Below are 26121 nucleotides of genomic sequence, written 5' to 3'. Positions count from 1 at the left end.
CTCAGCCCTTCCCCTGGTCCCGCATGGCCTTGAACATCTCGCTGGTCGAATGCGCCAGCTCGACCGCTGCGGTCGTCGTCGCGTCGAGCTCCCCGGTCACGAGCAGCGGCCGAGATCCAACGCGGTTGTAGTCGCGCTGAAACGCCTTGATCCCCGAACTCGCGGTCGTGTAGCCCAAGTCGCGTAACATGTTGTGTGTGGTCATCACGCTTGCCCTACCAGTGAAGACCACTTCATCAGGTTCTTCAGTGAGTTGTTGAACGCGATCTCCATCGCGTTGAGCGTGTTCTTGCCGGGGATCCCGTCGGCGTCGAGCAGCCCGCGAAACGGCTTGAGCTTGCTCGGATCCGACACCGTTGACGGGAATTTCACCTTCCCGCTGTCCAGACCCCGGATCACCCGATTCCAGTCATTCTGAAACTTGGTGACCTCGGGGTGAGGCTTGTTGTTGGGGACCAGTGTCTCGTTGTTGTACTCGACCTTGTAGCCGAGCCCCGTCATGGTCAGGCGCACCGAGCCCGGGTGAGGGTATCGCTGCGTGTTGTAGCCCTCGCGGTCGCCGCTGACGTTGGGCGGCTTGCCGATCGCACGGTCCCGGCTGTTGGACTCGCCGCCGTCGGTCGGGGTGTCGTCTGCCTTCTTGTCGTCGGTCTTCTTGTCGGGACGCTTCTCGTCGTCGATCACGATCAGCGTGCTCCCGCCCCACCAGCCCATAAAGGTTCCAAGCCGGTAGAGCCCGAACGCCGCCAGCCCGGTCGCGCCCACGACCCCGGCCCCGACGCCGGCCTTCTGCCACTTGGTCATGCCCGTGGGCGTGGGCTGGGCGAGCGACGCCGCTTGGTCGGGCTCGGCCAGCTGATCTGGCTCGCGCACGGCCAGCGCCTCATTCGTCGGGTTGGTTGCTCGAGTGTTGGTCGCCACAGCAGCAGCTCTCCTTGGGTTTTTCGAATTTCGAGACGGGATCCATGACCGAGCCGTCTTCCAGCTGGTAGGCCAGGCGATCCCCGTCGATCAGCACGGGCCGACATGGCTTGCCGGCCGCGAGCTCGCGCCCCATCGAGTAGGCCACGATGCTCACGGGGTGACCCACGCGGGTCTCGAGCAGGCGCTTGGCGTCCTGCAAAGCCGCGTCCTGGTCGAGCGCACACCCGGCACAGCGAGCGCAGCACGGCGAGTCCTCGGCTTGCTCACGGACGAACTGCCTGGCGTTGATCTTCGCGAGCGCCTCGGTGAAGAACACCGCCGCCTCGCTGACCAGGTGCTCGCCCACGAGCTCTGTCGGGAAGCTGATCATCAGCCCTTCTTGCCCGTGTCAGTCGGGTTGATCCCCGACTCGTTGAGCCAGTTGCGCAGCAGCCCGTAGAGCTTGTCGGACAGCCCGGCATGCTCCTTGAGGTACTTGAGCCCGGCGTAGCCGCCGATCGCCCCGAAGAAGGTCGCCTGAAACATCTGGCTGCTGGCGCCCGTGAGGTTCGAGACCTCGATCGTGAACCCCTTCGCGCTGTCCACCGGGCCGATGTCCGGCGGGAACGGGTTGAAAGGGGTCTTGAGCGGCTCCCAGTCAAACGTGTCGGGGTCGCGCGTGGTCGTGATCCCAGTGCCCGTCAGGCCCGCGTTGCGATCGTCGCGGCGCGAGATCGCCTCGATCCGAATGTCCGGCCCCGACAGGTGCGCGACCATGGCCACGGGCAGCAGCGGCTCGTAAGGCTTGACCTCGTGGCGCACCGTCGCACCCGGCCCGACCGGGATCTCGACCTCGAAGGGCACGATGCACCCAAACGAGAATTCGCTCGGACACACGATGTCCCGCTTCATGGCTTCTTGGGCCGCTTCGAGACCGTAGGGGGCTCCGGGCGTGACGCAAGGGAGCAGACTGCCGAGGTTGGTACTCATGATCATGATCTTGTTCTTTCTGGGTCAGGTGGAGGTGGAGATTCAGGCCGGCGGGCGGGGTTTCTCGAGCCGTTGGAGTCGGCCCTCGTGCGCGTGCAGGCGAGACTCGAGCTCGCCGAGTCGCTTCTCGATCTTTTGTTGTTGGTCTTCGAGCGCGTCCTGGCGCCCCCTCTCTTTGGCCTGCTTGTCGAGCAGCAGCTCGGCCCGACGGGCGCGGCCTTCTTGCTTTTGTTGTCGTCGTTGCGCCGTGCGCTGCTCGCTCGGCTTCAGTGCGTTGTTGTCTGATGTGTCGCTCATGGCGTCCCTTGAATGAGGGTTCGGGTGATGATCGAAAGCTGCGAGTGGAGCAGGACCTTGCCCACGCGGCCCGCCACACGGACGCCGCGGTTGTCGGGGTTCCAGACGCTCACCGCTTTGGCGCCGGACCCCAACAGCAGGTTGGCGACGCTCCCGATCGGGAAGTCCTTTTGGGTCTTCCAGGTCGAGAGTGCCCCCGCCGCTGGCGTGACAAGGACCTCCAAGACCTCGGTTGTCAGGGTCTCCGTCCGGTTGAGGCGCTCATCCTCCTCGATCTCGCGCAAGCACTGTTGCGAGAAGGCGTGCGCCTGAAGCTCGGTTTGGAGGGTCTCCCCGTCGTCGAAGGTCGCTAGCTGGCCCTCGAGCGCCGCCATCGCGTCGGGGCTCCGGTCCAGCATGGTCCGTGTGTGGTGCGCCATGGATCAACCATGGTGGATGTGAGCCTCCAAAATCCACCGTTTTTGGGTCGCGCTTGCGTGCGTATTGCACACAATCCCGGGTCGAGGCCTATTGCCGTTCTGACGAATGGCAGCTGAAAAGTGCATGGCACTTTTTCCAAAGTGCACCGCACTCGAACATGCACAATTTGGCAAGTGCAGTGCACTTTGTCCACTGTGGGCCGCACGGTGCATGGCACTTTTCCCAACGTGCACGGCAGAGTGCATTGCACTTTTGGATGGGTGCACGCCACTTTCGTGGATTGGGTGCATCCGTGTGGGCAAAAAAATGTCGCTTGCAGCGTCGGGGAAGTGGTGACAGGGTGCCGCTTCTCTCGATCGCCGCAGGTGTTGCATGTCCCGACGTAAAGGCAGCCTTACTGCTCCCCCGACCGAGTGGTGTCGGCTCTTGGCCGAAGCACACCACGAACTCCATCGCGTTCGGATGCTCTGGCGCCGCGGGAACGTCCCCTATCGGCCAGTGGTCCCCGACCACGTCAACGTCGACGATCTCCACGACGATCGAGACTGGGACCACTTGGAGCTGCCTGAGACCCACTTCGAGTGGTGCTCAGAAGACGCGGAGTTTCCCGCGACGCGCCGCAAGAAGATCGAAGAGACCGTCGGGGATCTGTGGACGATCGCCGTCAACTGGACCCGGTCTCGTGGCGACTGGTGCGACTTTCAGCTCGTTGGCTTCGGTATCAACGATGAGCTGCTGTTCGAGGATGGTCGGCGCTGTCGCCTCAGTGAGGACGAAGACGACGGTGACTCGTCATCCCCGCCCAGCGACGGGCCACGGTCCTGGGGCCGCGACGCCCGCGAGTCGGCCGGTTGGCTCGATCTTCAGCGCGAGCACGCCAAGTCACTCCGAGAGATCATCGACTACACCAAGTCCGATCGGGACAACGCGGTCGGTCGGGCGAACGAGACGCTCGAGAACAATCACCGGCTCTGGGCGCAGGCGAACAACGCGGTCCGCGAAGCGATCGACTATCAGCGCGAGCAGGTCGCCCGCTCACAGGATCAGCAGTCTGGGCGAATCGAACTCAAGGCCAGGGCGCTGGCCGAGATGGAGAAGACCCGGCGAGCGGCCCAGATGTTCGGGTTTCTCAAGTACGGCCTGGACTCCGCGATCGCCAACGTGCTGCCATTTGCAGACCGGCTGGTCGAGGTGCTCGGCAACCGCAACATCACCGTGTTTCCCGAGTTCAAGTGCGCTCAGCAGGCCATGGCCTACCTGGTGCTGACGCTGACCGTGACCCAGCTCGATCTGCTCATGAAGGGCGACCGCAAGGCCGCGGGGGCGGTCCTGGCCGTGCTCGACCAGGCCGCCAGTATCAAGAGCGAGCAGGAGGCGCTCGTGCAGATCGTTCGGTTGGTCCGACTGCTGCGCAGCGATCTGTTTCGGGACGTGGCAAACCCAGAGCAGCAGCTCGCTGCTCGCTACATCATCGGTCGATTGGCCATGTACAGGATGGGCGACTATGGCGACGACTCGGAAACCGCAGACACCACCGCCGGATAGGGACGGCGGCCCTACCAGCGAGGATCTGTCGCGTGATCTGGGGCTGGATGACTTCAGCTACGAGGCGTGCTTTAGCGAGCTGTTCGCGGAGCTGCTCGACGAACCGACCGGAAGGTCTGCGCCCACGCGATCGGGTGAGGGTGTGCGCGTGACACAAGCGGGCCCCGGCCGGCGCAACGGGCCCAACGAGAGCAAGTGAGACCATGCTGCTGCGACCAGACGAGACGTTCATCGACAACGCCACCAAGCGCGCCGAGCGGGTGTTTCCGCGGGGCATCGACTGGAAGACGTTCAGCAGCCAGCTGCCGGGCAAGGAGGTGTTCGCCAACTCGGTGCTCGACCCCGCGATCGGGATCGGCGGCGATCTGGCCATGAAGACCTTTGCGGCCGCCGACTGGCAAAACTGGGTCTCGACCACGCAGATCAGTCTGTTCGAGCTCGGGACGCGGGTTGGCATGCCACCGCTCGAGGGCACAGGGCTCGCCGAGGGCATGTCGCACGTGTACACGACCCTCGACAGCACGATCAACACGATCAAGAACTTCGAGGATCCGGCGGAGATGCTCCCGGAGCTGCTCAAAAACACGGCGATCCAGATCCTGCAGATCGTCTGCCAGAGCAACATCGTGACGCAGACCGTCGCGCAGGTGCTCGCGGTCGCGGTGTGGGCCGTGGATGTCGGTCGCGCCAAGGTCGAGGCGGACCTCGGCAAGAACATCTCGTTTCCGCCGCTGCAGACTGAGGATCCGGCGACGGATACTTGGCAGGTGAACCGTGTGTTCGAGGTGTTCCGCAGCAAGGGCACCGGGGGCGTCGTGTACCCGGACGGTGGGATCGAGCCGGCTTCGAACGCCGACTACACCAGCCTGTACTTGCCTGCCTACCGCGCCGAGCGGCCGTGGCACATCCAGCACCGCGCACAGGGTATCGCCGCGCAGCAAGGGCATCCGCAAGAGAGCCACGGCCCCGACGGCCACGCCCAGTACCACTTCGACCCCGGCGATGCATCGACGTTTGGGTTCATGCCGGGCACGACAACCTCGCTTCGGGTTCTGCAGGCGTCCTATCGCTTCTATCAAGCCGTGCGGGCGACGGTCTCGGTTGATCGCTACTCGCTGTTCTGCCGCGGCGAGAACAAGCCCTGCTACAAGACCACGAAGACCTTTGACGGCAAACGTGACTGTCGTCAGTGTGTCCGCGCCGAGTCGGTCTGGCCGGTTGAAGGGCTGGGGTGGGCGTACGGCGGTGCGCCCCTCAACGCGACCACTCCCGGCGAAAATGTGGGCGCGTTCTATCCTTCGACGAACAAGCTCTTGGGCAATTTGCTCGACATGATCGCCCGACCGGGGCCGCTGCTGTACACGATCGACATCGAGTATGTTCACAAGTCGTGGAAGGATTGCTTCGAGCGCTTCTGGGAGTTCGCAGCGGCCGAGTGGCGTCGATACAACGGCTCGGGGTGGCGGGGTCTCATCTCGCGGCTTGCGACGTTCATGACCGCGTTCGAGACCGACGGTGAGATCCGCTTGGGTGGCCGCGAGCCTGCGATGCCGGTCAGCCTGATCAGCTCGCCACGTGAGGCCGACTTCAAGGTCGCGTTCGCAGACTCGATCTTCACTCAAATCATCGCCCCATTTTGTCGGGATCTGGCGGCCGTGCAGCTCCACTACCTCGACAGCGTGTCGGTCGCCTACGTCCCGCCGGGAGCTGGCGCGCTCTACACCCACGGCAAGATCCGCAAGAACAAGCTTGGCGACCACTTCACGACCGCACGTCGTGAACTGCTGGGCAGCACCAAACGCATGCTCGTCGACCTGCGTCACGTCAGCGACCCCGACTACCGAGCGGAGCTCGAGCGGGCGGGCGTCAAGGTATCCCCCGTCAAGAAGGGCCTGCTGGTTAGCCCCGGTATGGCCGGCCACCAACTTCTCGCCCCGGACATCAAGCCCCAGCGAGCGCCCCCTTCACCCAAGGTCTCGCGGGTGTCGCCGTTCGAAGGGGCGATCAACCTCGTTCAACGGGCGCCAACTCGAGCAGACGCACCGACCAGGGTCGCCGGGGCGAGGGCCCCGGCCCCAGCCAAGACCAAGGAGACCAACGCGGGGGTAGCGATGAGTGTCGCGGCCGGTAGCGTGCTGCTGACGGCTGCCGGGATCATGGCCCTGCGTAGGATGACCAACGACTGACTCCGGTGTACGCTGGGCCATGCGCTCGCGGACCCGTCGCGGACTCTCACTTGGCCTGCTGGGGCTTGTGCTCTCCTGCCAGCAAGCGCCCGACCTGACCGACGAACTCAACGAGTATGAGCGCGTGGTCAACGAGGCCAACTCCGAGGCGTGTAGGTGCCCGATGGAGCTCGGCTACGACTCCATGGTCGAGTGTGGTGATGCGCTCGGCACCGTCACCAACGAGGACGTGCAATGCCTCGCAGGAGTGCTGGACGGCAACGAAGAGATCGGCAGGGACTACCTGGACTGCGCGAGTTCGGCCTACCGGTTCCACGTGCAGTGCTTGGGGTTGAACCCCTCATGTGAGGAAGGCGAGAATACTGACTGCACTGCCGATCTCGCTGCTGCGCTCGCGGCCTGCCCCCAACTTCCGGCTGACATCCGACCGAGTTTTTTCGCCTGCATTGAGTAGACGGCGACCGACGTGCGCGACGCCGCCATGTTTGCTGGCGGGCTGTGACATGAATGCAGCTGCCCCCGCCGTAAGGGGCTTGCGGTGAAAACTGTGGCGCAGTTGGCAAGGCAGAGAGTGTCTCGGCCCGACCCTCTCTGCGCGGCGGACACCGCAGGTCGGATTGACGCGCGCGTGCATCCGCTCCGGTCTCACGCTCGCTGAATCGCCGAAGCCGCCGGCCGTCGTCTGTCGAACCCGAGCATGGTCTCCCCACGATAGCCTTTGCGACCTCAGCGAGGAGGCTCATGGATCCGACCGACTCGAAAGCGCATGTTTGCTGTCGACGTCATGACCTGCAGCACAAGCCGCTGGGGTCCTGCTGCGGCTCGAGCTGAAACATGTGCTTGGCGACGTCTTGGTCGACGACGCCGCGACGCTCGGGCTCGGCGGTCCACCGCCTGCGACACTGCGGATCGAGGCCGTGCTGGTTGCAGAAGGCGGCGCGGGGGAGGCACGGCTCGACGATCACAACTCGGATCAGAGTCGGGCCGGCAGAGTCGGGTCGGTCACGCCGCGAAGTCGAGCTCGAGCTTTGCAGAGCTAATGAGGTGTGCGCCGAACTTGGCCTCCTCGACCGAGCGCAGGCCGAGCGCGAGCTTGGCTCGGCGTCGGAGCGAGCGGCAGATCTCGTCACCGAGTGCTTACGCCTCAACGACAGTCCTGGTTGCCCGGACTAGGATTTCTTACCTGCCTTCTTCTTGGCGACCTTCTTCTTGGCGACCTTCTTCTTGGCGACCTTCTTCTTGGCGACCTTCTTCTTGGCTGCCTTCTTCAGAGAACTGGGCTTCGGTAGTGCGCCACGTATGATCACAACGCCAAGTAACAGCGGAACAGAGCCGCCAGACTTAGGGTAGACTGTCTCTAGAAATATATCATTCTGAACAGAACCGGCTGCTGAATCGCTGGGTGCGTTATCTAGAACACATAATATCCCGAGGCGACGATCGCTTCCCGAGACATACTGCGCTGCCTGCCCGGAGTATCGCAGAGCACCCTCAACGTTGACGGTGCAACTGCCTTCGTATTTCAACTCAATCCGGACCCGATTAAAAGACAGGTCAACAATCCCACCTCCGGCAGCCCATGGATGCTCCTCCAGCTGAGAGCCAATCCTGGGATTGTCGCGCATACACTTCCGCATCGCACTCTGGAAACTTGCCTCGCCCCGACAATCCTTGAATATCCCGTCCTGCAACGAGCGAGCGGCGGCCTGCGCGATCGTCTTCATGGCCTCAGCAAAACTGGACAGCTCCCTCATTCCGACACCTGGAACCATCCTTATCTGATCTAAAATAGCCATTAGCTTCAGGTCTACCTGTTCATAGCCAGTGACCGGGGTGAGGGCTGGATCATAGCTACGAAAAAGCAGTTCCCTTGCCCCTTCGACGGCAACGGGGATCTGTCCGCTCGGACTAACGAAATACCCCGAATACTCAAACTGCAACGGCTCCGCTCCAAAGGATTGAGGGACATGAAATCGCATGTTTCCCGTGGCTCGAAGATTGACATCTCCCGAATTTTTCACCGAAAATTGGGGAAGTGTCCATGTGTCAACTGGGGCGACTCCGAGAGGCTCGAGGACGAGATCGGTTGCTCCTTCGGGCCACCCTGATAGTGCTATATCAATCGCAAGATCGTGCAGAGCATCAGGTTGCACAGTCATTGGACATGTCACTGGCTGTGCGTTTACGGTGAATGAAATAATGGCGACTCGCCGAGCGACTAAGGAGTTCTCAGTTCGGGACGTGACTGCCCCCTCACGGTCGACAGAGAACGAATACAGTGGAACGGGCAATGGGATCGACAGAAGAGCATGCGTCACATCGATGATCTCAAGAGGCATCGCCACACCGCGCATACGAGACACAACGTCAACAAACTGACCGACATCCCACTCTGAGTTTCCTTCGAGGTTGAGTTCATCGAGCCTCATATGCGCTGCTTGCCTGAAGTGTGAGCCATCACGGGCCCGCCTCACCTCCCCAGCCCACTTGAGTAGCAAACCTGAAATTTCGATCAAACTGAGCCACAGCTTGTATGCATATGATGAAAAGCTATGCCCAACCTCTTTCAGAAACCGTGCAGCAAACTCATTGGGCCCTGTGTCAGCAACAGTTGCCCACTCGCCGCGCCGAAGATCCCGAATAATACGCTCGGTCCTGACATAATTCTCTGCTCGAACCCGATAGGTTGCAGAGGGCCTCACGGTGATCATAAATCCTCGTGGTCGAAAGTCTTGAGGCATATTCGAGTCTGATTTCGCTAACGACCCCTCGCCAGGCTCGACCAATTCTTCCAGTATTTCGGAGAAGGCCAATCCGGCCTCGCTGATATCCCCTGACAAGACCAACTGCTCAGCTCGAACAAACCTAGCAAGTTCATCGATCGCACGCTTCGCCTCCCTATCGGACGAATCACCTCGGAAGTTTCGAGAGGAATGCTCCAGCAATTTTGCTGTGATATCCCAGTGCCCCGACCTAGTCAGGTTTTCAGCAATCACGAACACGGTGTACGGGTATGGTTCTTGCTGCAAGAACTTTTCCAACCACGACCAGATTCGGCTACCCGACATGCCATGCGTTGTAACCCTGTGAAAAGCCTCGCAAATACTGCGACGGTGGTGGCTGCTGAGTCGAGGGTCTGTCAACATATCGAAGATGGCCTCCGTGAGGGGCTGGCCGAGTTTCAGAAACTCCTCGAAGAGCCTGCGCAGTACAGGGTAAGAGTCGTTAGGCGGAAGCCTGATCGCCCAGTTCAGCATTTGCCGGTACGCCTTCTCAGGATTCACACGGATGGCGTTGCTCCGAATCATCCTGTGAATCACATATATGCAACTGAAAGCGACCTTGCCGTCGGCTTCCCCTGTCGAGTAGACATTCGCCCAACTCCAGACATGCTCAAATATTTGGCTTGCGTATGCATCCGGCAGCCTGATATCTCCCAGAGCTCCAAGTGCCTCCTTGTGTACCATCACAAAAGGATCGCCAACAAGAATGACAAAACACTGATGTAGCCGATCAGGTAGACTGTCAACAGGAAGACTCCGACACAGATCCTTGTATAAGCTTATGGACGATTTTCGGACAAATTGTTCGGCGTGCATCATGCCACGGTAGACGAATGGAATCATCGCGCGGTTTCCGACACTCCGTTGGGCGCCCTTCGCTGTTAAGACAAGGTAGCCGCGAAGCCGCCAGCGGCGTGCAGGCACTCCTGCCATGGTCTTCTCGATCTGCTCAAGAATGTTCGGAACTTTCGATGCCTGAATGGTCTCGATAATGTGATTTATCCCGAAGCTAATGACGGATTTTCGATGCATAAGGTCAAGTGTCTGCAACGCTGTCGGACGGAGATCAAGCGGTGATGGATCTTGCTCGTCATAGTCACTGTCCATGAGAACAAGTAATCCGAACAGTTGTTGCGCGGCGGTTTGAGGCATGGATCCCTTGCGGGCAACCATGCCAAGCGTTCGAATACTCTCTTCGAACGCCTCGTCGTAGCGACGGCGCATTGCGATCTCAAATACAGTTGACAAGCATAGCGCCATCAGGTGCTCAGCCCCTGACCCAAGGCCAAGTACATACGCAAGCGCGTAGACCTTCACAAGGTGACCTTGCAGTTCATCACTTAGATTTGCATAGCCTTCCTGGATCTGTGCATGCGTGCTCTCAGGGTCGACAGCCATTGCATATGCCAGTACTGTCGTGGCAGTTCCCGTGGCACCCTGAGTCCGAAACTCGTCGTCTGGCAAGCGCAGGGAACGCACAATCGCAGGCGTGAGTTTCGTCAGTAAAGTCGGGAACTGCGTGTCAAAAGCCTTGATCGACTCCAACGCCTCCTGGCGGACGTGGTGGTGCATGCTAGCAAGGGAACGCTGGAAATGTTCTACACACACCTCAGGAAATAATGACAGTGCAGCCCTAAGTCCATTTAGCCGCGACGGATCTTCTCGAGCAGAGAAAGCGAACATTGGTGGCACGGCTCGGGCGACTAGGCCAAAAAGTGCCCCACCTACCAGATCTGTACTTATCTCGGTACTAAGGAAATCGGCCACGATTTGACTGGCCACATTGAGAGCTTGACGCTTTCCTAGTGCGACGCATGCCGCGTCAACCATGGCGCGAGTGTCGACTCCACATATTCGCAGTGCTTCTAGCGCATAGGCTGCGCTCAGTTCGCCGCCGGAATCAACAATGGCATGAAGGGCCATCTTTAGTGGCTCATGGCCGTGGCCAACAGCTTGGATGGTCTCGACCATATGAGCGCCATTTTCGTCACTGGGATTTAAGTCGAACTTCCCAATGATTTCTATTCCTGCCTGGACCGTTGATGAGACACTCTTCGTCAGCTCCGTGCGATGCTTATTTCGAGCAGCGAGCGCCTGCGAGGCCTCGGCATCTCGGGCAGTTTCTTCTTTCATACGACGCTGCTCAAGCCCGTCGCGTTTCTCTAGGACTTCCGAGAAGTTCGGTATGTTTTTCGGGACTCGATGCTGGCAACCTTTGCAATTTTTGTCGTGAAAGTCGAGTGCGACCCTCTCCATGTTCATGGCTGCGATCGACGGATGCTGTGCGTGAACGCAGCGAATGCGGCGTCCACTGATCGGTAAGCCCGTATTGACTTCGTAAAGCCCTACGCCCCAGGCCGGATCCCGTTCAATGTTGGCGTGGGTACACCAGTTGAGAAATAGCTGGATGGTCTGCTGGTTGAGGAGTCCAGTCTTGAGTGCCTGGTCGAACGCGTCGTCCATGTCTAGCGAGCGTACCTCATGACCGGAGTCGAACCGAGCACCGACACTTGCCCAAGTTTGTTCTTGGCAACCCGGATGTGGCTCTTAGTAAGCCGCCCGAGCACGTCCGCTTACGGGCTCGCCTCGCGGGAGCCCAGAGTGTAGGTTCGTGTCGCACCGAGCGGATAAGACATCCGATGCGGGGTCGCGGGGTGCGTGAAGATCGCGCGGCCCCGCGCTCGACGTGCTTGTTGGCCGGCGAGGCGCATCGTGGACGGGTCAGCTGCCGGACAGGACCCGTTCGGCGCGATGTCGCCCCCTAACGAAGCCAGCCCCGTGCACCCGAGGTACGGCTCGACGAGCACAACTCGAGCAGAGTCGGGTCGGTCACGCCGCGAAGTCGAGCTCGAGCTGGCCAGCTGGGGCTGGCCTTGGCCACGGAGGCGGACGGGGACCGAGACCCAGATCGGCGAGCGCCCGTGCGATGTCGTCGGGCCTGTTGGCGATCTTCACCAAGCGCATCGCACCGCGGCAGCGGGGGCAGGTCATGATGTCGACCGCGAACACCCGCGAGAGCAGCCACGCCCATGGATGTCGAGAGGGTTGCTTGGCGAGCCCCTCGAGCGCGGTCGGATCCCCCGCGAGTGACAACGGGATTTGCGTCGGCTCAGCGCGCTTGGGTTCGGGGCCTGGCACGACCTCCGGCCGCGCTTTGGCGTGAGCCGCGAGCACGCCGTGATAGCGCAACATGTGGGCCCCACACAGATCCGGACGTGCAGATTTCCCGCATCCGGCTCCTCAGACCATGGCTTTGCTACACGAGGTGGCTCAAATCTGATGGACGATCCTCGGCCTCGCAAGCGGAAACCGCTCCATCAACCTGAACAATGCTGCAACTTTCTTGACAGTCACCGGTTCAGGGGCTACGCGTGACGCGTGCGCGATATTGCACACCTACATCTCTTCCCAGCGTGAGCGTGAGTCGGAGGAATGACGACCAACCACAGAACCGCGGTGTGACGCGTTTGCCTTCTGGGGGTTGGAGTGGGTGGGATCGGTGGGATCCTCGATGCTTTGTGGATGAGAACCGAGAGTGGGCGACATCGAAAGCGATCGGTCGTCCTGCTTCGCACGGTGGGCTTGAGTCTCGACGTTCACGCCTCCGCCGGTCTGATTAGGAAGCTGCCGTGGACCGGCTCGAGCGATTTCGCTCGCGTGAAGTTGACCTGCGCCGGTTTCACCATCCCAGCTCGGGTCAGCTTCGCGCGATCGGGTAATCTCGGAGAGCGCCGCCAGCCAGGCCGCATAAAACCAGGTGTCTGAATTTGGGGCAAGAACACGACCGGCTTTCACGAACTCGTCGAGCGTGGCGTCGCGGAGCTCGGGGGTGCCGCTCCACCGTTGCCACCTGATGTGGCTCAAGACTGGTTCGGTCACCAGATATTAAGTCGAGGAGACTTGCCACGGCAGTTGCCCGCCCTAGATTGCACATCGGGCTGCAGAGACGATGCGTGCTGAGCTGGATTCCTTGACGGATGCAATCACAAAGCGCCTGCCGGGACTGGTCGTGTCGCACACCTCGCTCTCCAATCGACTCGAATTTCTCTTCCGAGCAGAGCTCGAGGTCGCTCACGCCCGAGCCATGACACCGCTACGACTTGCGCAGTTTGCCGCTGGCCGCCACTGCGCTAGAGACGCAATAGCGGAGTTGGGCGCCGAGATCTCACCCGTGCTCGCTGGCCCCGAGGGGGAGCCGCTGTGGCCGGCCGGTCTCGTGGGCAGCATCAGCCACAAGGGCGAAACCGCACTCGCTGCGATCGCTCAAGCAGAGCTCTATCGCTCCGTCGGGATTGATCTTGAGCTGGACGAGATCTCGGATGACGGCTGGCTGACCGAGGTGATGGCCCCTGGAGATCGCTTCATGACACCCGTGAGGTCACTCGCAACAGCGCTACTGAGTGCCAAAGAGAGCTACTACAAGGCTCAATTCCCAGTCACTCGAGAGTCACCGTACTGGCCGGACGTCTGCGTGCAAAGCGCGCAAGACGGGACCTTCCGCGGGATTGGACCCTGTGGTGTCGTGGCGAACGGCGTTCAACTAGCCACCGGCCCCTGGATTGTCTCTGTGTGCATCGTGCGACATGCGCATGTTTGACAATCGAACAGACCGATCCTATATGTTTGAAAATCAAACATGTCCAAGTACACTCCAGATCTCACCTGCTCCGAGTTCGACGAGTTGTCGGGCGAGCTGAAGCGTCGTCTGCGCGAAGATTGGTATGATCGTCGCCCTCCTCGTCCCCCGCGGCCGGACTCGTCTACCTCGGGCCCGTTCGCGGGCTTGCCCGATATCGACTCGAAGGAGGTCGTCCGCGCGAACTCGATCTTCCGGGAAGTTCTCGGTGTTCGGTTCAATCCGAAGTTCATCAGGAAAGGGGGCTACCGGTCTTTCGCTCACTTCTTCAATCATTCATGCAAGATGCTCCGAGGCGCTTGTCTCCCGAACCCGCCGACTGCCGCAATGTCTTCGGTATCGGAGTCAGCCCGTGTCCACTGAAGCTCGAAAGCGGCTCGGACAGAAGCTGAGGATGGGTCGAGAAACAGCCGGGCTGTCGCAGGAGCAGGTCGCGGCCGAACTCCGCCTTCCTCGTCCTGCCATCTCTCAGATTGAGAATGGCAACCGCCGTGTTGAGGCGCTGGAGCTCGGCCGCATGGCGAAACTCTACGGCAGGCCGCTCAACTACTTCGCGGACGAAGGACAGGACTACGACAACCTGTCGGTACTTCATCGGGCGGTCAAGGATCTCTCCGACAACGACCGCAAGCAGGTTCTGCAGTTCGCAGAATTTCTGCGAAAAAAAGGACAGGGTGCCGAGTGAGTCTGCAATCCCAAGCCATCCTGGCTGGCGTCGACGCGGCAACGACAGTCCACCGTATGCTGCGGACCGAAGAGTCCGCAGTAGAGCGCAGCTCCCCCTACATCGACGTGTTCGGAGCGATCGACGAGCTGGCTGTTCCTCTCTACTTCGCGCCGCTGGACAATTTACTTGGGGCCTGTATCCGCGAACATGGGCCCGCTGTTGGAATCGTTGTAACATCGCGTCGGCGCCTCCATATACAGCGTTTTACCGCGGCCCATGAGCTCGGCCATTTTGTTCTCGAGCACGAGGGAAGTCTCGACCGGGAGATCCTCACCCCCTGGTCCTCCCGCAAGGATCCCAGGGAGACCGCCGCAGATTCTTTTGCGGCCGAGTTCCTGATCCCGAATTGGCTTCTCACCATGGTTGCGCAGCAGCATGCGTGGTGGGACTCGTCCCGACTGAGTGACCCCGGGACCGTGTATCAGCTCTCGCTTCGCTTGGGGGCGAGCTACTCGGCGACATGCTGGGCCCTTGGCGCCCACTCCATATTACCGGTGCCAACGGCGGCGGAACTGTCCAAAGTTCCGCCGCGCAAACTCAAGAAGGAGTTGCTCCCGTCTGGCTTCGAGCCACCGCACGGATGGGCGGATGTATGGAAGATTACTGACCGTGACCATGGGCGGAAAATTATGGCGAGCCCTGAGGACATTCTTGTGCTCGATCTTGCCGAGTCCGCCGCCGCCGGATACTTATGGGAGGTGGACGACTCCAACGTGCCCGTCGTCCGTATCGTGCATGATCACAGCGCCATCGACTTTGACCGAATCGGTGCCGCCACCAGGCGGCATCTTCTCCTTGAGATTTCTGAACGTTCACCTGACTCCCGAATCGCACTTCGTCATCACCGTGCCTTCGACAAGAGCGACAGTCTGGGTTCGTTGTCCCTGATCGCATGCACCTCCGGCGCACATCCCGAAGGCGAGTTCCGTGGATCGAATTGAATTGACAGATGCAGGCTCCGGCCTCCCAATCCGCAATCAGGGATCCCGCGACACGTGCCTGTCCCTCGCGCTCAGTGACTGTCACGCCATCCTTCGACAGAGTGGAGCCTTGGCAGCCGACTATCTGCACTACCATGCCACCAGGACTACGGGCACGAGTATCAATGACGCCCCTTCGCTACAGGACGCCCTCGCCGCACTACGGTCCAACGGACAGCCTGATGAGGTTACGTGCCCGTACAGCCCCGAGCCGAGGTCAGCACGGTGGCACCCTGCGCCCGCTGCCACGGCAGTGCACGCACAATCCTCGGTCAGGCTGAGCCAGGTGTTTCCTCACATCGCCGCTTCAATTATCGAGCGGAAGCAGCCCTGTGTTCTCGGACTCAAGATCAACGACGCTTTTCGCCGAGCGAAGGACATCCCCCAGCTTGTTGATGCATCTGGGCCAGACCGTGCTCTGCACAGTGTCCTGGCGATCGAGATGTCCAGTTCATATGGTCCCGTCCTCGTACGAAACAGCTGGGGGCCCCATTGGGGGAACAGCGGCTACATGTGGATCTCGGCCTCTTATCTCGAGGCGCGCTGCATCACCCTCATCACCCTCACACCGTCAGCAGACCCGTCATGAAGCCCCACGCAGAGCCGACCCTCGAAAGTGCTTGGATTGCCGCCTGTTTGCACTTGTTTGATCAACCGGGCCGAGAGCAGCACCATCTGGTATTCGAAATCATGCATCCCTGCGCCCAGCCACAGCAGTGGCAAATGGGACTTCGGGATGGCCTGGACAAGTTTCTTAAGAAGAACACTAAGGGGGAATGGCAGCCTGTCCATACAGTTGCCGAGACTATTTTTCCAGCGGGACTCTACGAACAATACGGTACCGACGGAGTGTACGAGATCTACCCGAACGAAGTCTACCCTGCGATCAAGGGAAGCCACTGGGGCCGCTACGCTTACTTGCTCGTGCGAAGGCTGGATAGCAAGGGGAAAGTTGCGCTCGACGATGGTGTTCCGATCAACCCGCTGAGGCGATGCATCGACCGCATGAACCGTCAGCTCACACAGAAGAGCAACAACAGGGTTATCTACGAAATGGACTTCGTGGAGGACCTGGCTGGCGAACTCCAATTCACCAGGATGTCCCGGCGGGAACCGAATCCCGCCAATGGACCTTGCCTCTCCCACCTCAGCATGAAGTTCAGTAGCGACCGAAAACTCCATCTTGCGGCAATCTACCGTAGTCACTTTTACGCCCAGAAAGCGCTGGGAAACCTGTTGGGACTGAGCCGACTGATGGCTTTTGTTTGTGAGCAAACTGGGCTCGAGCCCGGACGTCTCCTTTGCGTCTCGACGCACGCACGTCTGGAGTTCCCCAACTACGTGAAGGATCTCAAGCAGTTCAAGGCATTGCTCGAGAAATTCAATCAAGAAAGGCTGTCACCATGACATGGCTCCGCGACTACAGCGTTCAGGCTTTTGAAAGCGACCAGCTACGAGAGAAACCCAACCACATTGATCTTCTCGCTGCGGGTCTCTGCGGCGAAGTAGGGAGCGTTCTGGCCGAAATCAAGAAGCAACAGCGCGAGATGGCTGCATACCCGCGAGATTACGATCGCCTGCGGGATGAAGTCGGCGACGTTCTGTGGTACCTCACGCGCCTTACCGACGTATTTGCTCCGACGGAACTTGAGACGCCCGAGGCTCTCTTAGGCCAGTCGCCCAGCGGCGGAACGCCGGATGAACGCACCAATGGAATCGATCTCTTGGTCGCCTTCGATCTGGGAGCCGCCGCTGGCAGGCTGCTGGAGAGTCGGACCGAGCCTGTGAGCGCGGTCGTTGCTATACGCGATGCATGGCGTGCGTTGTCCCGGCTTATTCGAGTTCGTGACCTCTCGCTCCAAGAGATCGCTGATCGGAACCTTGCTAAGACGCAAAGCCGCTGGCCGATGAAGTCGAAGCGGCGTCATCACGGGTTGTTCGATGATGACGACCGGGAGGAGGAGAAACTTCCGCGCACCCTGACCGTTGAATTCCGGCGTCTACCGGCTAAGGACGGGGGTTCTGAGACTGCTATCCTCCGCTGTAACAACCTGAATTTTGGAGACAGGCTGACCGACAACATCTCCGAACCCGATCACTACCGGTTCCACGACATATTTCATTTCGCTTTCGCCGTTCATCTCGGCTGGTCGCCGGTGATGCGCTCTTTGCTCAAATGCAAGCGGAAGAGCAAGCCAAAAGTTGACGAGGCGGAGGATGGGGGTCGAGCTACCATCACTGAGGAGGCGGTCTCGGCAATTGTATTCAACCGCGCGAAGTCGCTGAACTTCTATGACGGCCTCGATCAGGTCGACTACGACCTGCTCAAGACCATTCAGGAGTTCGTGCGTGGCTATGAAGTCGAGAGTATCCCGCTGTGGCAGTGGGAACTCGCCATTCTTGAGGGCTTCAGGATATTTCGGGCTCTCCGCAATCACAACGGCGGGACCGTCGATTTGAACCTCAACGAAAGGACAATGCGGTACACTGCCCCCAAGTAGTCACAGAGGCAGTGAAATCTGTTCGCGCGCGCACTTTGCTACGGTCGATTGCCGTTCGTCAGCCAAGTCGTCTTCCACAGTCTGGTTGAGGCCCCATTTGGGAGGAAAAAAGGGGCTCGGAAGCGGGCCGTGCGACTTGAACTTTTGCTTGATGCGGGTGCGCCCGCTCTTTCCCATCACATCTGGATGGGAAGCACGAGTGTACTTGGACACTTCGCAGAAGACATTTTGGACATCAACCGGCTGAAGCGGCCGGCCCCATAGACCGTGAAAATGCAGCCCGTACTTTGCAAACTCCTCCTCTTGAGTTTTCGCCAGCCAGTGAATTGCTTCCGCTGGAGTGTAATCTCCAAGATGCTCGAAAATCTTTGAAAGGCCATCGAGCGCCCCCGGTCCGGCGACAACATAGTCGCCTTCCGAGTGGGAAAGCAGCTCCGTATAGTTGAGATCAATGGCATACTGAAATGCCAGGAAGGGTCCAAATGTGGGAACCGCCAGCATGAGCTTGTAGGCGTCCTCGAGGGTGGCGGCTTTTTCAAGCCTGCTCGGCAGACCTTCCGCAAGAGTCTGCTTCAGCAGCTCCAGATGCATCCGGTGCTTCGACGGAGTATTGCCGCCCCCTGACGGCATAATGTAGGCCCCAGAGTAAATCGAGTGTCCGCGTGCCCGAAGTGTGTCGAGCAGCCGTGCGCAGGCTCCAAAATCGAACGAGGAGGCAATCGGCTGGCCCAACTGGCCCACGATCTGCTTCCATGTCTCGATCTTATTGAAGATCTTGAAGAGCAGTGTGCGGAGAAATACGGTGTTCGTATCTTGTTGTGGCTCCGAGTAGATCATTCGGATGAAGTACTGGCTCACGCGGTCGGAAGCCCGGTACACGTTTGTAAACTTATACTCTCGCAGTACTGCGTCCTCGGTCCAGGGGGGCCGAACTCCGGCGACTCGCTTCAGATACACATCGTGGCGTTCCGCCGCGAAACGCCAAAACACCGGATACAAGTCCGATGGCTTTGGGGGCGTCCTCTTCGCCACGACCAATGGGGTGCGGGGCTTGCGGTTCTGGGGCATTGCCGCCGCAATATAGCGCACCCGCTGCCGAACTCGTGATCCAAGTTGGAGCTAGCGCACCGTTGGGGCGCCACAGGCCGTGAGGCTGATCAAGATCTCTCGCTCGGATCGGACGACGAGATCTCCAGCGCGCACGCCGCGAGGCGCGGCATCCGATCGTTTTTCCCGCTCACGCCAGCACGTCGTACTCCGCGTGCCGCTGGCCGCAGCCCCGGCATGGGTCGGGAAGCCACGCCAGCAGGGCCGCGGGAAGATCGTTCCTCGAGCAACGTGACCGAGCGGTGAAGCTCGCGTGGCGTGGCGCCGACCTGCGCGGCGAGGATGACCATCGCCTCGCCCGGGTGCGCACACAGGGTCTCGTAGAAGCGCGGGCCGAGCTCGGCGACCTCGGCCCGCGTCCGTTGCTTGCTGGGCTTGGCCCGCTTGCTGGACGACGCGCGCTTGCTGGCCTTCGCCGTCGACGGTGCAGCGGCGGCCGTTGCCACGGGCCCCTCGATTCTCACGGCTCGATCGGCCGCTCAATACCTCCCCTGAACGGTTACGTTGATGCGGGGGCTCACGGTTGAACCAGGCGATCGCTTCTCGAGTATGGATGCGCTCGCCGACGCGCTCACCGATCTGGTGATCCCTGGCCGGCGCTGCAAGGTTCGACGCCGCGAGTTTGGCGTCGCCATGCTGGCGTCGCTATCCACGATCGGACTGGGGAAGGTTGCCCAGTACTTCCAACGCGAACCCGTGATCGATATGCACGATGATGATGACCACAAGACCCCCAGTGAGTCCCTCGATGACCAACGGTCCAAGACCTGACCTGTCTGTTAACAACGACGGTCAGGCGCCTGCGCGAGGATCGGGAGTTGACCCAAGAGCAGTGAGATCTTCGAAGTGTTCGAGGACGGCTGACCACCGACCCTGCGCGGGGCCTGAGCGAGCGTCGTCATCGCTTCGCTTCCCGTGCCCGCGCTCGCCTGCTCCACGCGCCGAGGGTCGAGCGAGGCACATCTAGGACCTTCGCCGCGTTACGGCTCGAGCCAGCATCGGTAATGACCTGGCAGAGCAAGTCGGCCTCCATGCGCTTCCAGCTGTCGAGCTGGACGGTGTAGGAGTCGGACACGCTGGGCGGGTCTATCGCGTTGTCGCCGTCAACCGCACCGCGCTCCACAGCTTCGGCGAGGTCGAGATAAGCCATCGCTCCCGGGCTATCGCCGATCGGAGCAACGGGCCAGCGCGAGTCCGCCGCACACAGCGAACCCCGTGATATGAGCCAGCGGACCCACGGGGCCAACACGTCGAGCGGCACCGCGAGCACCGTCGACGCTCGCTCGATCGAGCCAGCGTCCGCGACGACTTGGCCGAGCAAGTCGGCAACCATCCGCACCCACGACGCTCGCTCGACCGTGTAGCCCGCGCGCAGCCGCGCCGGGTCGAGGGCACCATCGCCAGCGAGCCCCACGCTGCCCACGACTTCAGCGAGGTCGAGGTAGTCATCGCCCCTGAGGGCCCGCACGCCCGGCGTGAGCGCGACTCGGCGCAGCCCGTCGCGCCATCGCCCGGCACACCACAGAGAGGTCGCTTCGCTCCCGACCATCGGACCCTCTATCCAGGCGTCGAGCAGCTCGCCCGGGGCGCCGAGCAGGACCAGCGCCTTGCGAGTCGACCCGGCATCCGCGGCCAGCTGACAGCACAGATCGTCGAGCATGATCGCCCACGAGCGAAGCTCGACCGTGTACCAAGCCCGCAGCCCATCAGGCTCGAGTCGCCCGTCGCCCCCAACCGCGCCGCGCTCGACGGCTTCGGCGAGATCGAGGTAGTCGTCGCCCCTCAATCCTCGCTCCGTTGCCGCCGGATCGCTGCCACGAGCTGAAACAGGGACTGCTGCACTTCCGGGGTTAAATCCGCGAGTGCATCGCCTAGCTCGCGCGCAGCTTCGCGCTCGCCAAGCTCCAGACTCTCGAAGAGCGTCGAGAGTTCGAGTCGTAGCCCCATGCAGAGCTTCCTGAGCGTGTCGAGCGACGGCGAGAAGGTGCCCTTCTCCACCCGTCGGACGGTGTCGAGCGACAGACGCGAGCGCTCAGCGAGCGTTTCCTGTGTCAGGCCACGCGCTCGACGACACGACCGCACGTGCCGCCCGAAGCGTCGACCGCTCTCCGCTCGTGCCGGCCGGTCACCGCGTTGAGGCTCGCTCACGACAGCACCTCGATATCTCGAACTTTTGCTTGGCGAAACATGCCACAAACATGGCGAACCATCGCGACTGGGAACAGGTCAGCGATGCCGGATCGTGGCGTGGCCCGTGACAAGTGGGTTGCTGTCGCTCGATCAGCCGAGGTCGCCGGCACCTTTGCGGGGATGTCTTGCCTCCGATCCGGCCGCCTGCTAGGGTGGCTGTGAGCCTGTGCAAGGGCTTGGAGAGAAAACTTTCTTGCCTCCTGCGGCCTTCTCCGGCTGTAGGGCGGCCTTCCGAGCGAAGTCGGGGCTCGGCACGTAGCGGGGTGGTTGCACCCGCCTCGCACCCGCATGCCCGTGCAAGGGCAGGAGAACATGCGCCACCAAAGCACCCGTTTACAACCACGCGCCCCGTCTCCCACGTTACTGCTCGCGGGGAGGCGGCGATGTTGACCATCCGGCAGATCAGTCGCCGCCTCGTCGATCGCCGACGCACTCTGGGCATGACACAAGAAGCTCTCGCCGACGCCGCCGGGTTATCGCCCGAGACCATCCGTCGGCTCGAGCGAGGACGCCGCCAGTCGAACCTGTTCACCTTCTGCAAGGTGGCCGAAGCTCTGCAGACGACTCCATCGGTCTTGCTGGCCGAGAAGTTCAGCGAGGAGACGGTTGAACTGGTTCTGGGGCTGCCCGACGCGGAGCAGGAGATCGCCACCGTCATGCTCCGGGCGCTGTCGGATCACGTCACCGGCCGGCCGGGTCAGTTGTAGTCGGGCTCGGCGAGCAGATCCGACGCCGTCACACCGAGCACTTCGGCGATCCGCCCGACCAGATCCAGGTCGGGGTCGAAGTCGCCCCGGAAAATCGCCAGCAGGCGGTCAACTGAGATGCCGCTCGCGCGGGCAACCGCGTCGAGCGGCATCTGCTTGGTGGCGGCGTAGCGGCGGACGTTGGCCTCGACAATCTCGTTGGGCGGGCGCACGAGGCCGCCATGGTACTCCCAGGTGCCCGACGCGTGAGCTCCGCCGTTTGAAGACGGGTGGCAGTCAACACCAAGCCTTTCGGCGAGTTGCTGGGTTTCGGAAGCAACCGGAGGTGAGGTTGAGTTTTCCGTTCAGTTCTTCTTGCGGGTTGCACGCATGCGAGCCGCGCTTGGCGGTGAGTGCAACCAGGTTCTCGGCCCATCGATCTCGGTGCCCGATCTCCCACAGGGCCGGCTGCCGCCGTACTCTCGTGCCAGCTTCGCGATGACGAAACCAACAAAGCGCACAGCCCTCGCCACGCTCACCGTCAAGCGCCTTGGTGGCCTCTGTGATGCATTCGAACTCGACCGAACGGGATTGACGCTCAAGGATGATCTGATCGGCGTGCTGGCTTGCTCCAAGCGGGCGAACTTCGCTGAGGTCCTCGACACCCTTGGCCGCAAGGAACTCAAGTCGATCTGCCAGGCGCATGAGCTCGACGACTCCGGCAAAGACAGGGCGAAGATCGCCGCCCGGATTCTTGGCAACGAGCCAGCGGCTCCCAGTACTCCGCCTCCCGCAGCGTCGAAGAAAACAGTAAAGGTCGTCGCGGAGAAGCCAGGGACGAAGAAGGCGAATGGCAAGAAGGCGAAGAGCAGCGAGTCCACAGGGTCGCTCGGATTTGAGGACAAGCTGTGGGCAGCGGCCGACCTGCTCCGCAACAACATGATGAGCGACACGATCCTCGCAGCGATCGCTCATGACTTGGTGGCGGCGATCCGGCGGTCGGTGACGATCGACTGGACACAGAAAGAGGCCGTGCGCGCCGACATGCGGCGGAAGGTGAGGCGGTTGCTTCGCAAGCACGGCTACCCGCCAGACAAGCAAGAGCTGGCCGTGTTGACGGTGATCGAGCAAGCGGAGCGGGTCGCCAAGGACTGGGCTCGCGCGGCCTAGCGGTGTGCTGACGACCAAGCTTCGATCAGGAATTTTCTAGGATTGCACGGATTGCACAAGCGCCAGGCGGGCGCCCGCGTCAAGCGCAGAACCCTGTCGAGTTCATGCATGCAAGCGTTTTGGCATGCACGCAACCCACCCCTGCCACTAGCCTGCATCTCATGAACGTTCAGAACGAACTACGACGCTACATCGGCGACCGCCCCAGCAAGCAGATCGCCATGACCTGGCACGAGCGCTGGCAGGCTGGCCACCCCGAGTTTACCAACAAGCCCAGCTCCGTGGAGGCGCAGTTCAGCCGCTGCGTCAACCTCGCGCCGACCGGGTTGAGGTTCTTCTTTGGCCAGCGGGTCCGGGCGGACCTCCTGTTCGAGATCCTCGGCGTACCGACCGAGGAGCAGGCTGCGCTGTGGGATACGGTCCAAGCGCTGCTGAGCGGTGCTTCGGCCCCGCCAAAGGTCGTCATCGACCTGACGCCCTTCTCGTCGGCCGAGGACCAGGCGGCGTTGTTTGAGGGCCTGCCGGTCTTGCTCATGGGTTTGGAGCTGGGTCCGCTCAGTCTGGTCTTGACCAAGGGCCAGGCTGATAGGACTCCCCTCGGAGTCGCCAACCTCGACGGGGTCAAGTTGGACACGGTCGAAAGTGTGGATCTTGCGTGGCCCAGGGTCGAGGAGTTGGCCGACGAGGGAACGTTGGTCGTCTCGCGGGCCCAGTACGAGCGTCCCGAGCACTGGCTGGCTATGGACATCGTCGCGCGCAAGATCGAACTCTACCCCCCTGACGGTCTGGCCGACTTTGCCCGCGACGGTGCCCTGCCCGAAGTCGGTGCTGTCGACCACCCGCTCGCGGATGTTGGGGTCGTCGCCGAGGCCCCGGCGAAGTTGCCCGAGTCACCACTCGAGCGTCGTCGCGTGCTCTACGAACTCGGCGACGAGACGTCCGAGTTGTGTCGCACGCGGACGCCCCAGGACCGGGCGGCCCTCGCCCTCGCCCTCGGTGTCGAGGCGACCTCGACTGCTCGGGAGCGGCTCGAGCACGAGCTTGGAGAGCTTGGCCGCGCAGCTTGCCATTCCCTCGGCACCGAGGCGGTCGAGACCGTCGAGCGCGAACAGCTCGACCGTGAACTCGAGCTTCGCAAAACTCGGAGCATCCAGCCCAAGGTCCTACGCGTCGACGACGAGCTCCACTTGCTCGTGGAGTCGTGCCAGCCGCTCGCCGCCGAGCCGCCCGACTCCGGGCGCGTACACATCCACGAGTCCTCGCCAAAGGTCATTCTCCGCGAGTTCTTGAATGAGCTCGAGGGCTGGGGGGAGGAAGACTATTTGCGCGACCCCTACTACGACCGCCTGCTCGAGCGCCTCGCCCCCCCGGACGAACACAAGCTGCTCTTTCACCACGCGCGCGCCTTCTTGCTGGCGACGGGGCACCACCCACCGGCAACACCGAGTGAGCCCGCCGACTGGCGTGCGGCGCTCGATGCCGCACTGACCAAGGGCCCGCCAGCGGCCGAGCTGCTCTTGCCTTCACGCTACGGCACCGAGAAGATATGGGGGAGGCCGACGCAGTGGTTGAACACCTATGGCGACCCGCGCCTGACTGTTGAAGACGAGGACGTGTCGTGGTGGCAATATCTACCGTCGGTGACCACGTTGCTGCGGGTCGATCGCCACAGTCAACTTGGCTTTCACGCGAGGGGCTGGACCTTTCACGCACTTCAACACGCAAGTTCGTACCGCTACCACGAAGACGTGGACCAATGGGGGCGAAGGGAATCGTACGTGTTTCCAGAATGTCGGGGCATTGTCTCGCTACGGCAACTCGCATCCGGTCCCATCGCCACGTGGCAAGGGTTGGTCGACGCGTCGGGCCTGCTGCCCGACTACCTCGATGACGCGGTGTTGCGGAAGGAACAGGGCACACTCGCTAACTACAAGCGAAAGCTGACCAACAACTCACTCGGCATCGTCGAGTGTGTGAACTCGTCGCCAAGCCTATTCTCCATTGACGCCGAGGTGTGGCACCGAGCCGACGAGTATCTCGGTGTCCTGTGGCTCGCACTGCGAGCCGCCATGAACCGCCCACTGTTCACAGATCTCCACGACGGCTCAGTGTTCTTAGCCCTGGGTGGTGCCGTGCTCGCGCGCCTCCGGGCGAGCACGAGCCCGAGCCGGCATGGTGGGTCAACCTGGGTCAGCCTCTCGGCGGAGCTTAATCATCCAGATCGCGACCCACCAGCGGCATTGAGCTGGGAGCGCTCCCTGACCACGCATCGAGCCGAGACCGGCTCCTACGTGACGCAGGTCGGCTTGACCTTGCCGCGCGAGGTCATCATCTACTCTGGCGGCTACCGCCTCAGCATGTCCTTCTTCGCGTCGGCTCTCTTGAGCCCGGGCTTGGGTGGGTCGACTCTGGGCTCGATCAGCGGCTCGGTCGCCGCCGAACTCGACCGCGAAGCTCGGCGCCGCGAAGACGATGACGACTGAGCTGATTCCAGCCCGGCGCACAGGATACTCGCCCGTGATCGCAGCATTTTGACGGTTGCTGTAGGCGCGGTGGAGAGCCCATTCGCAAGGTTAGCCAACTCCGCGACCAGCTTGGCAACAGCTCGCCATTTGATCGACCATGGGTGGTGTGCCGTGCTCATCCACGCGGTGCCGTGGAGTCGTATCGATGCCAGCAGATCACGGTGAGATAGAGATCTACAGCGCAGACCAGCTTGCGGAGCTCCTGGGGGTCAACCGCAAGACGATCTATGAGGCCGCGAAGAGTGGGGATATTCCCCACCGCCGGCTTGGCCGGCGCCTCATCTTCGAGAAGGGGTCTGTTCTGGCTTGGCTTCGCCAGAGCAGCGCCATCTCCGAAGCGAGGACGAAATGAGCACTAGGAAACGCCCATTGCGGGATGGAGTGGTCGCTTTCTGGGACCCAGACCGCGTGTCTCTTCGCAAAGCGACCACTCCATCCCGCAATGGGCGTTTCCTAGTGCTCATTTCGTCCTCGC

30 protein-coding genes are annotated in these 26121 nt (G+C 61.6%); 15 read left to right on the top strand and 15 right to left on the bottom strand.

Going from position 1 to position 26121, the window contains the following annotated elements:
- Position 1: 1 nt before the first annotated feature.
- From ENSA7_RS28360 to ENSA7_RS28335, 6 genes are read right to left on the bottom strand one after another with little or no spacing between them, the layout of a single operon-like run.
- Positions 2-205 carry a hypothetical protein gene (locus ENSA7_RS28360; RefSeq protein ID WP_106092501.1) on the bottom strand — a complete coding sequence of 68 codons (204 nt, stop codon included), beginning with the start codon at positions 203-205 and terminating at the stop codon, positions 2-4.
- Positions 205-921, bottom strand: coding sequence for a hypothetical protein (locus tag ENSA7_RS28355; RefSeq protein ID WP_181234203.1), 717 nt, complete (start codon positions 919-921; stop codon positions 205-207). Before ENSA7_RS28355 ends, ENSA7_RS28360 begins: the two co-directional genes overlap by 1 nt.
- Positions 884-1294, bottom strand: a complete 411-nt coding sequence (locus tag ENSA7_RS28350; protein ID WP_106092499.1) for a hypothetical protein — start codon at positions 1292-1294, stop codon at positions 884-886. The genes ENSA7_RS28355 and ENSA7_RS28350 overlap by 38 nt, the downstream gene beginning before the upstream one ends.
- Positions 1294-1893, bottom strand: coding sequence for a hypothetical protein (locus ENSA7_RS28345; protein WP_244923936.1), 600 nt, complete (start codon positions 1891-1893; stop codon positions 1294-1296). The genes ENSA7_RS28350 and ENSA7_RS28345 overlap by 1 nt, the downstream gene beginning before the upstream one ends.
- 42 nt (positions 1894-1935) lie before the next feature.
- Entirely contained in the window at positions 1936-2190 is a 255-nt protein-coding gene (locus tag ENSA7_RS28340) for a hypothetical protein (RefSeq protein ID WP_106092497.1), read from the bottom strand.
- Positions 2187-2609: a hypothetical protein gene (locus ENSA7_RS28335; protein ID WP_106092496.1), complete on the bottom strand. Its 423-nt coding sequence runs from the start codon at positions 2607-2609 to the stop codon at positions 2187-2189. The genes ENSA7_RS28340 and ENSA7_RS28335 overlap by 4 nt, the downstream gene beginning before the upstream one ends.
- Positions 2610-3072: 463 nt before the next feature.
- On the opposite strand from ENSA7_RS28335, the gene ENSA7_RS28330 reads away from it, so the two are divergent.
- Genes ENSA7_RS28330 through ENSA7_RS28320 form a run of 4 tightly spaced genes read left to right on the top strand, consistent with a single transcriptional unit; the run spans position 3073 to position 6795 of the window.
- Positions 3073-4155: a hypothetical protein gene (locus ENSA7_RS28330; RefSeq protein WP_106092495.1), complete on the top strand. Its 1083-nt coding sequence runs from the start codon at positions 3073-3075 to the stop codon at positions 4153-4155.
- Positions 4115-4354, top strand: coding sequence for a hypothetical protein (locus tag ENSA7_RS42585; RefSeq protein ID WP_146158231.1), 240 nt, complete (start codon positions 4115-4117; stop codon positions 4352-4354). Before ENSA7_RS28330 ends, ENSA7_RS42585 begins: the two co-directional genes overlap by 41 nt.
- A 4-nt stretch (positions 4355-4358) precedes the next feature.
- Positions 4359-6341: a hypothetical protein gene (locus tag ENSA7_RS28325; protein WP_106092494.1), complete on the top strand. Its 1983-nt coding sequence runs from the start codon at positions 4359-4361 to the stop codon at positions 6339-6341.
- 19 nt (positions 6342-6360) lie between these two features.
- Positions 6361-6795, top strand: a complete 435-nt coding sequence (locus ENSA7_RS28320; RefSeq protein ID WP_146158230.1) for a hypothetical protein — start codon at positions 6361-6363, stop codon at positions 6793-6795.
- Positions 6796-7123: 328 nt separating this feature from the next.
- Here the strand turns inward: ENSA7_RS28320 and ENSA7_RS28315 are convergent, their stop codons facing one another.
- From ENSA7_RS28315 to ENSA7_RS44280, 4 genes are all read right to left on the bottom strand, one after another.
- The gene (locus ENSA7_RS28315; RefSeq protein ID WP_106092492.1) at positions 7124-7306 is read right to left on the bottom strand and encodes a hypothetical protein; all 183 of its coding nucleotides are present in this window, start codon (positions 7304-7306) and stop codon (positions 7124-7126) included.
- 204 nt (positions 7307-7510) lie between these two features.
- Positions 7511-11587, bottom strand: coding sequence for a hypothetical protein (locus tag ENSA7_RS44285; RefSeq protein ID WP_181234202.1), 4077 nt, complete (start codon positions 11585-11587; stop codon positions 7511-7513).
- Positions 11588-11953: 366 nt separating this feature from the next.
- Positions 11954-12316, bottom strand: a complete 363-nt coding sequence (locus ENSA7_RS28310) for a hypothetical protein (RefSeq protein WP_106092491.1) — start codon at positions 12314-12316, stop codon at positions 11954-11956.
- 204 nt (positions 12317-12520) lie between these two features.
- Positions 12521-13003, bottom strand: coding sequence for a hypothetical protein (locus tag ENSA7_RS44280; protein ID WP_181234201.1), 483 nt, complete (start codon positions 13001-13003; stop codon positions 12521-12523).
- Positions 13004-13073: 70 nt separating this feature from the next.
- Between ENSA7_RS44280 and ENSA7_RS28305 the strand changes: the two genes are divergently transcribed.
- The 6 genes from ENSA7_RS28305 to ENSA7_RS28285 all read left to right on the top strand — a co-directional run bounded on the left by ENSA7_RS28305 (position 13074) and on the right by ENSA7_RS28285 (position 17968).
- A complete protein-coding gene (locus tag ENSA7_RS28305; protein ID WP_106092490.1) occupies positions 13074-13721 on the top strand; it encodes a 4'-phosphopantetheinyl transferase family protein in 648 nt (215 codons plus the stop codon).
- 391 nt (positions 13722-14112) lie between these two features.
- The gene (locus tag ENSA7_RS45090) at positions 14113-14445 is read left to right on the top strand and encodes a helix-turn-helix domain-containing protein (RefSeq protein ID WP_219908072.1); all 333 of its coding nucleotides are present in this window, start codon (positions 14113-14115) and stop codon (positions 14443-14445) included.
- Positions 14442-15428 carry an ImmA/IrrE family metallo-endopeptidase gene (locus tag ENSA7_RS28295; RefSeq protein ID WP_106092488.1) on the top strand — a complete coding sequence of 329 codons (987 nt, stop codon included), beginning with the start codon at positions 14442-14444 and terminating at the stop codon, positions 15426-15428. Before ENSA7_RS45090 ends, ENSA7_RS28295 begins: the two co-directional genes overlap by 4 nt.
- Entirely contained in the window at positions 15415-16056 is a 642-nt protein-coding gene (locus ENSA7_RS46220; protein WP_372237573.1) for a C1 family peptidase, read from the top strand. The genes ENSA7_RS28295 and ENSA7_RS46220 overlap by 14 nt, the downstream gene beginning before the upstream one ends.
- The gene (locus tag ENSA7_RS28290) at positions 16053-16874 is read left to right on the top strand and encodes a thymidylate synthase family protein (RefSeq protein ID WP_146158229.1); all 822 of its coding nucleotides are present in this window, start codon (positions 16053-16055) and stop codon (positions 16872-16874) included. Before ENSA7_RS46220 ends, ENSA7_RS28290 begins: the two co-directional genes overlap by 4 nt.
- Complete coding sequence (locus ENSA7_RS28285; protein ID WP_106092486.1) at positions 16871-17968, top strand: MazG C-terminal domain-containing protein; 1098 nt, start codon at positions 16871-16873, stop codon at positions 17966-17968. Before ENSA7_RS28290 ends, ENSA7_RS28285 begins: the two co-directional genes overlap by 4 nt.
- Here the strand turns inward: ENSA7_RS28285 and ENSA7_RS28280 are convergent, their stop codons facing one another.
- A complete protein-coding gene (locus ENSA7_RS28280; RefSeq protein ID WP_181234199.1) occupies positions 17969-19036 on the bottom strand; it encodes a nucleotide kinase domain-containing protein in 1068 nt (355 codons plus the stop codon).
- A gap of 89 nt (positions 19037-19125) precedes the next feature.
- Entirely contained in the window at positions 19126-19521 is a 396-nt protein-coding gene (locus tag ENSA7_RS28275; protein ID WP_106092484.1) for a hypothetical protein, read from the bottom strand.
- 103 nt (positions 19522-19624) lie between these two features.
- Between ENSA7_RS28275 and ENSA7_RS28270 the strand changes: the two genes are divergently transcribed.
- Complete coding sequence (locus tag ENSA7_RS28270) at positions 19625-19846, top strand: hypothetical protein (RefSeq protein WP_106092483.1); 222 nt, start codon at positions 19625-19627, stop codon at positions 19844-19846.
- 127 nt (positions 19847-19973) lie between these two features.
- Here ENSA7_RS28270 and ENSA7_RS45480 read toward each other — a convergent pair whose 3' ends face one another.
- The gene (locus ENSA7_RS45480) at positions 19974-20861 is read right to left on the bottom strand and encodes a hypothetical protein (RefSeq protein WP_244923935.1); all 888 of its coding nucleotides are present in this window, start codon (positions 20859-20861) and stop codon (positions 19974-19976) included.
- Complete coding sequence (locus ENSA7_RS28260) at positions 20858-21223, bottom strand: helix-turn-helix domain-containing protein (RefSeq protein ID WP_106092482.1); 366 nt, start codon at positions 21221-21223, stop codon at positions 20858-20860. Before ENSA7_RS28260 ends, ENSA7_RS45480 begins: the two co-directional genes overlap by 4 nt.
- Positions 21224-21648: 425 nt before the next feature.
- Here ENSA7_RS28260 and ENSA7_RS28255 point away from each other — a divergent pair, with 425 nt between their 5' ends.
- Positions 21649-21972, top strand: coding sequence for a helix-turn-helix domain-containing protein (locus tag ENSA7_RS28255; protein WP_106092481.1), 324 nt, complete (start codon positions 21649-21651; stop codon positions 21970-21972).
- Here ENSA7_RS28255 and ENSA7_RS28250 read toward each other — a convergent pair.
- Complete coding sequence (locus tag ENSA7_RS28250) at positions 21963-22184, bottom strand: helix-turn-helix domain-containing protein (protein ID WP_244923934.1); 222 nt, start codon at positions 22182-22184, stop codon at positions 21963-21965. The genes ENSA7_RS28255 and ENSA7_RS28250 overlap by 10 nt on opposite strands.
- A 157-nt stretch (positions 22185-22341) precedes the next feature.
- Between ENSA7_RS28250 and ENSA7_RS28245 the strand changes: the two genes are divergently transcribed.
- From ENSA7_RS28245 to ENSA7_RS46215, 3 genes are all read left to right on the top strand, one after another.
- Positions 22342-23121: a type I restriction enzyme endonuclease domain-containing protein gene (locus ENSA7_RS28245; RefSeq protein WP_106092480.1), complete on the top strand. Its 780-nt coding sequence runs from the start codon at positions 22342-22344 to the stop codon at positions 23119-23121.
- A 161-nt stretch (positions 23122-23282) separates the two neighbouring features.
- Positions 23283-25604, top strand: coding sequence for a hypothetical protein (locus ENSA7_RS28240; RefSeq protein ID WP_106092479.1), 2322 nt, complete (start codon positions 23283-23285; stop codon positions 25602-25604).
- A gap of 139 nt (positions 25605-25743) precedes the next feature.
- On the top strand, positions 25744-25998 hold the full coding sequence (locus ENSA7_RS46215) for a helix-turn-helix domain-containing protein (protein ID WP_106092478.1): 255 nt from the start codon (positions 25744-25746) through the stop codon (positions 25996-25998).
- Positions 25999-26121 lie beyond the last annotated feature (123 nt).

The organism is Enhygromyxa salina (assembly GCF_002994635.1).
Taxonomy (GTDB): domain Bacteria; phylum Myxococcota_A; class Polyangia; order Nannocystales; family Nannocystaceae; genus Plesiocystis; species Plesiocystis salina_B.
Note: the sequence above shows the minus strand (reverse complement) of the source record. Positions and strands in the feature narration are given on the sequence as shown.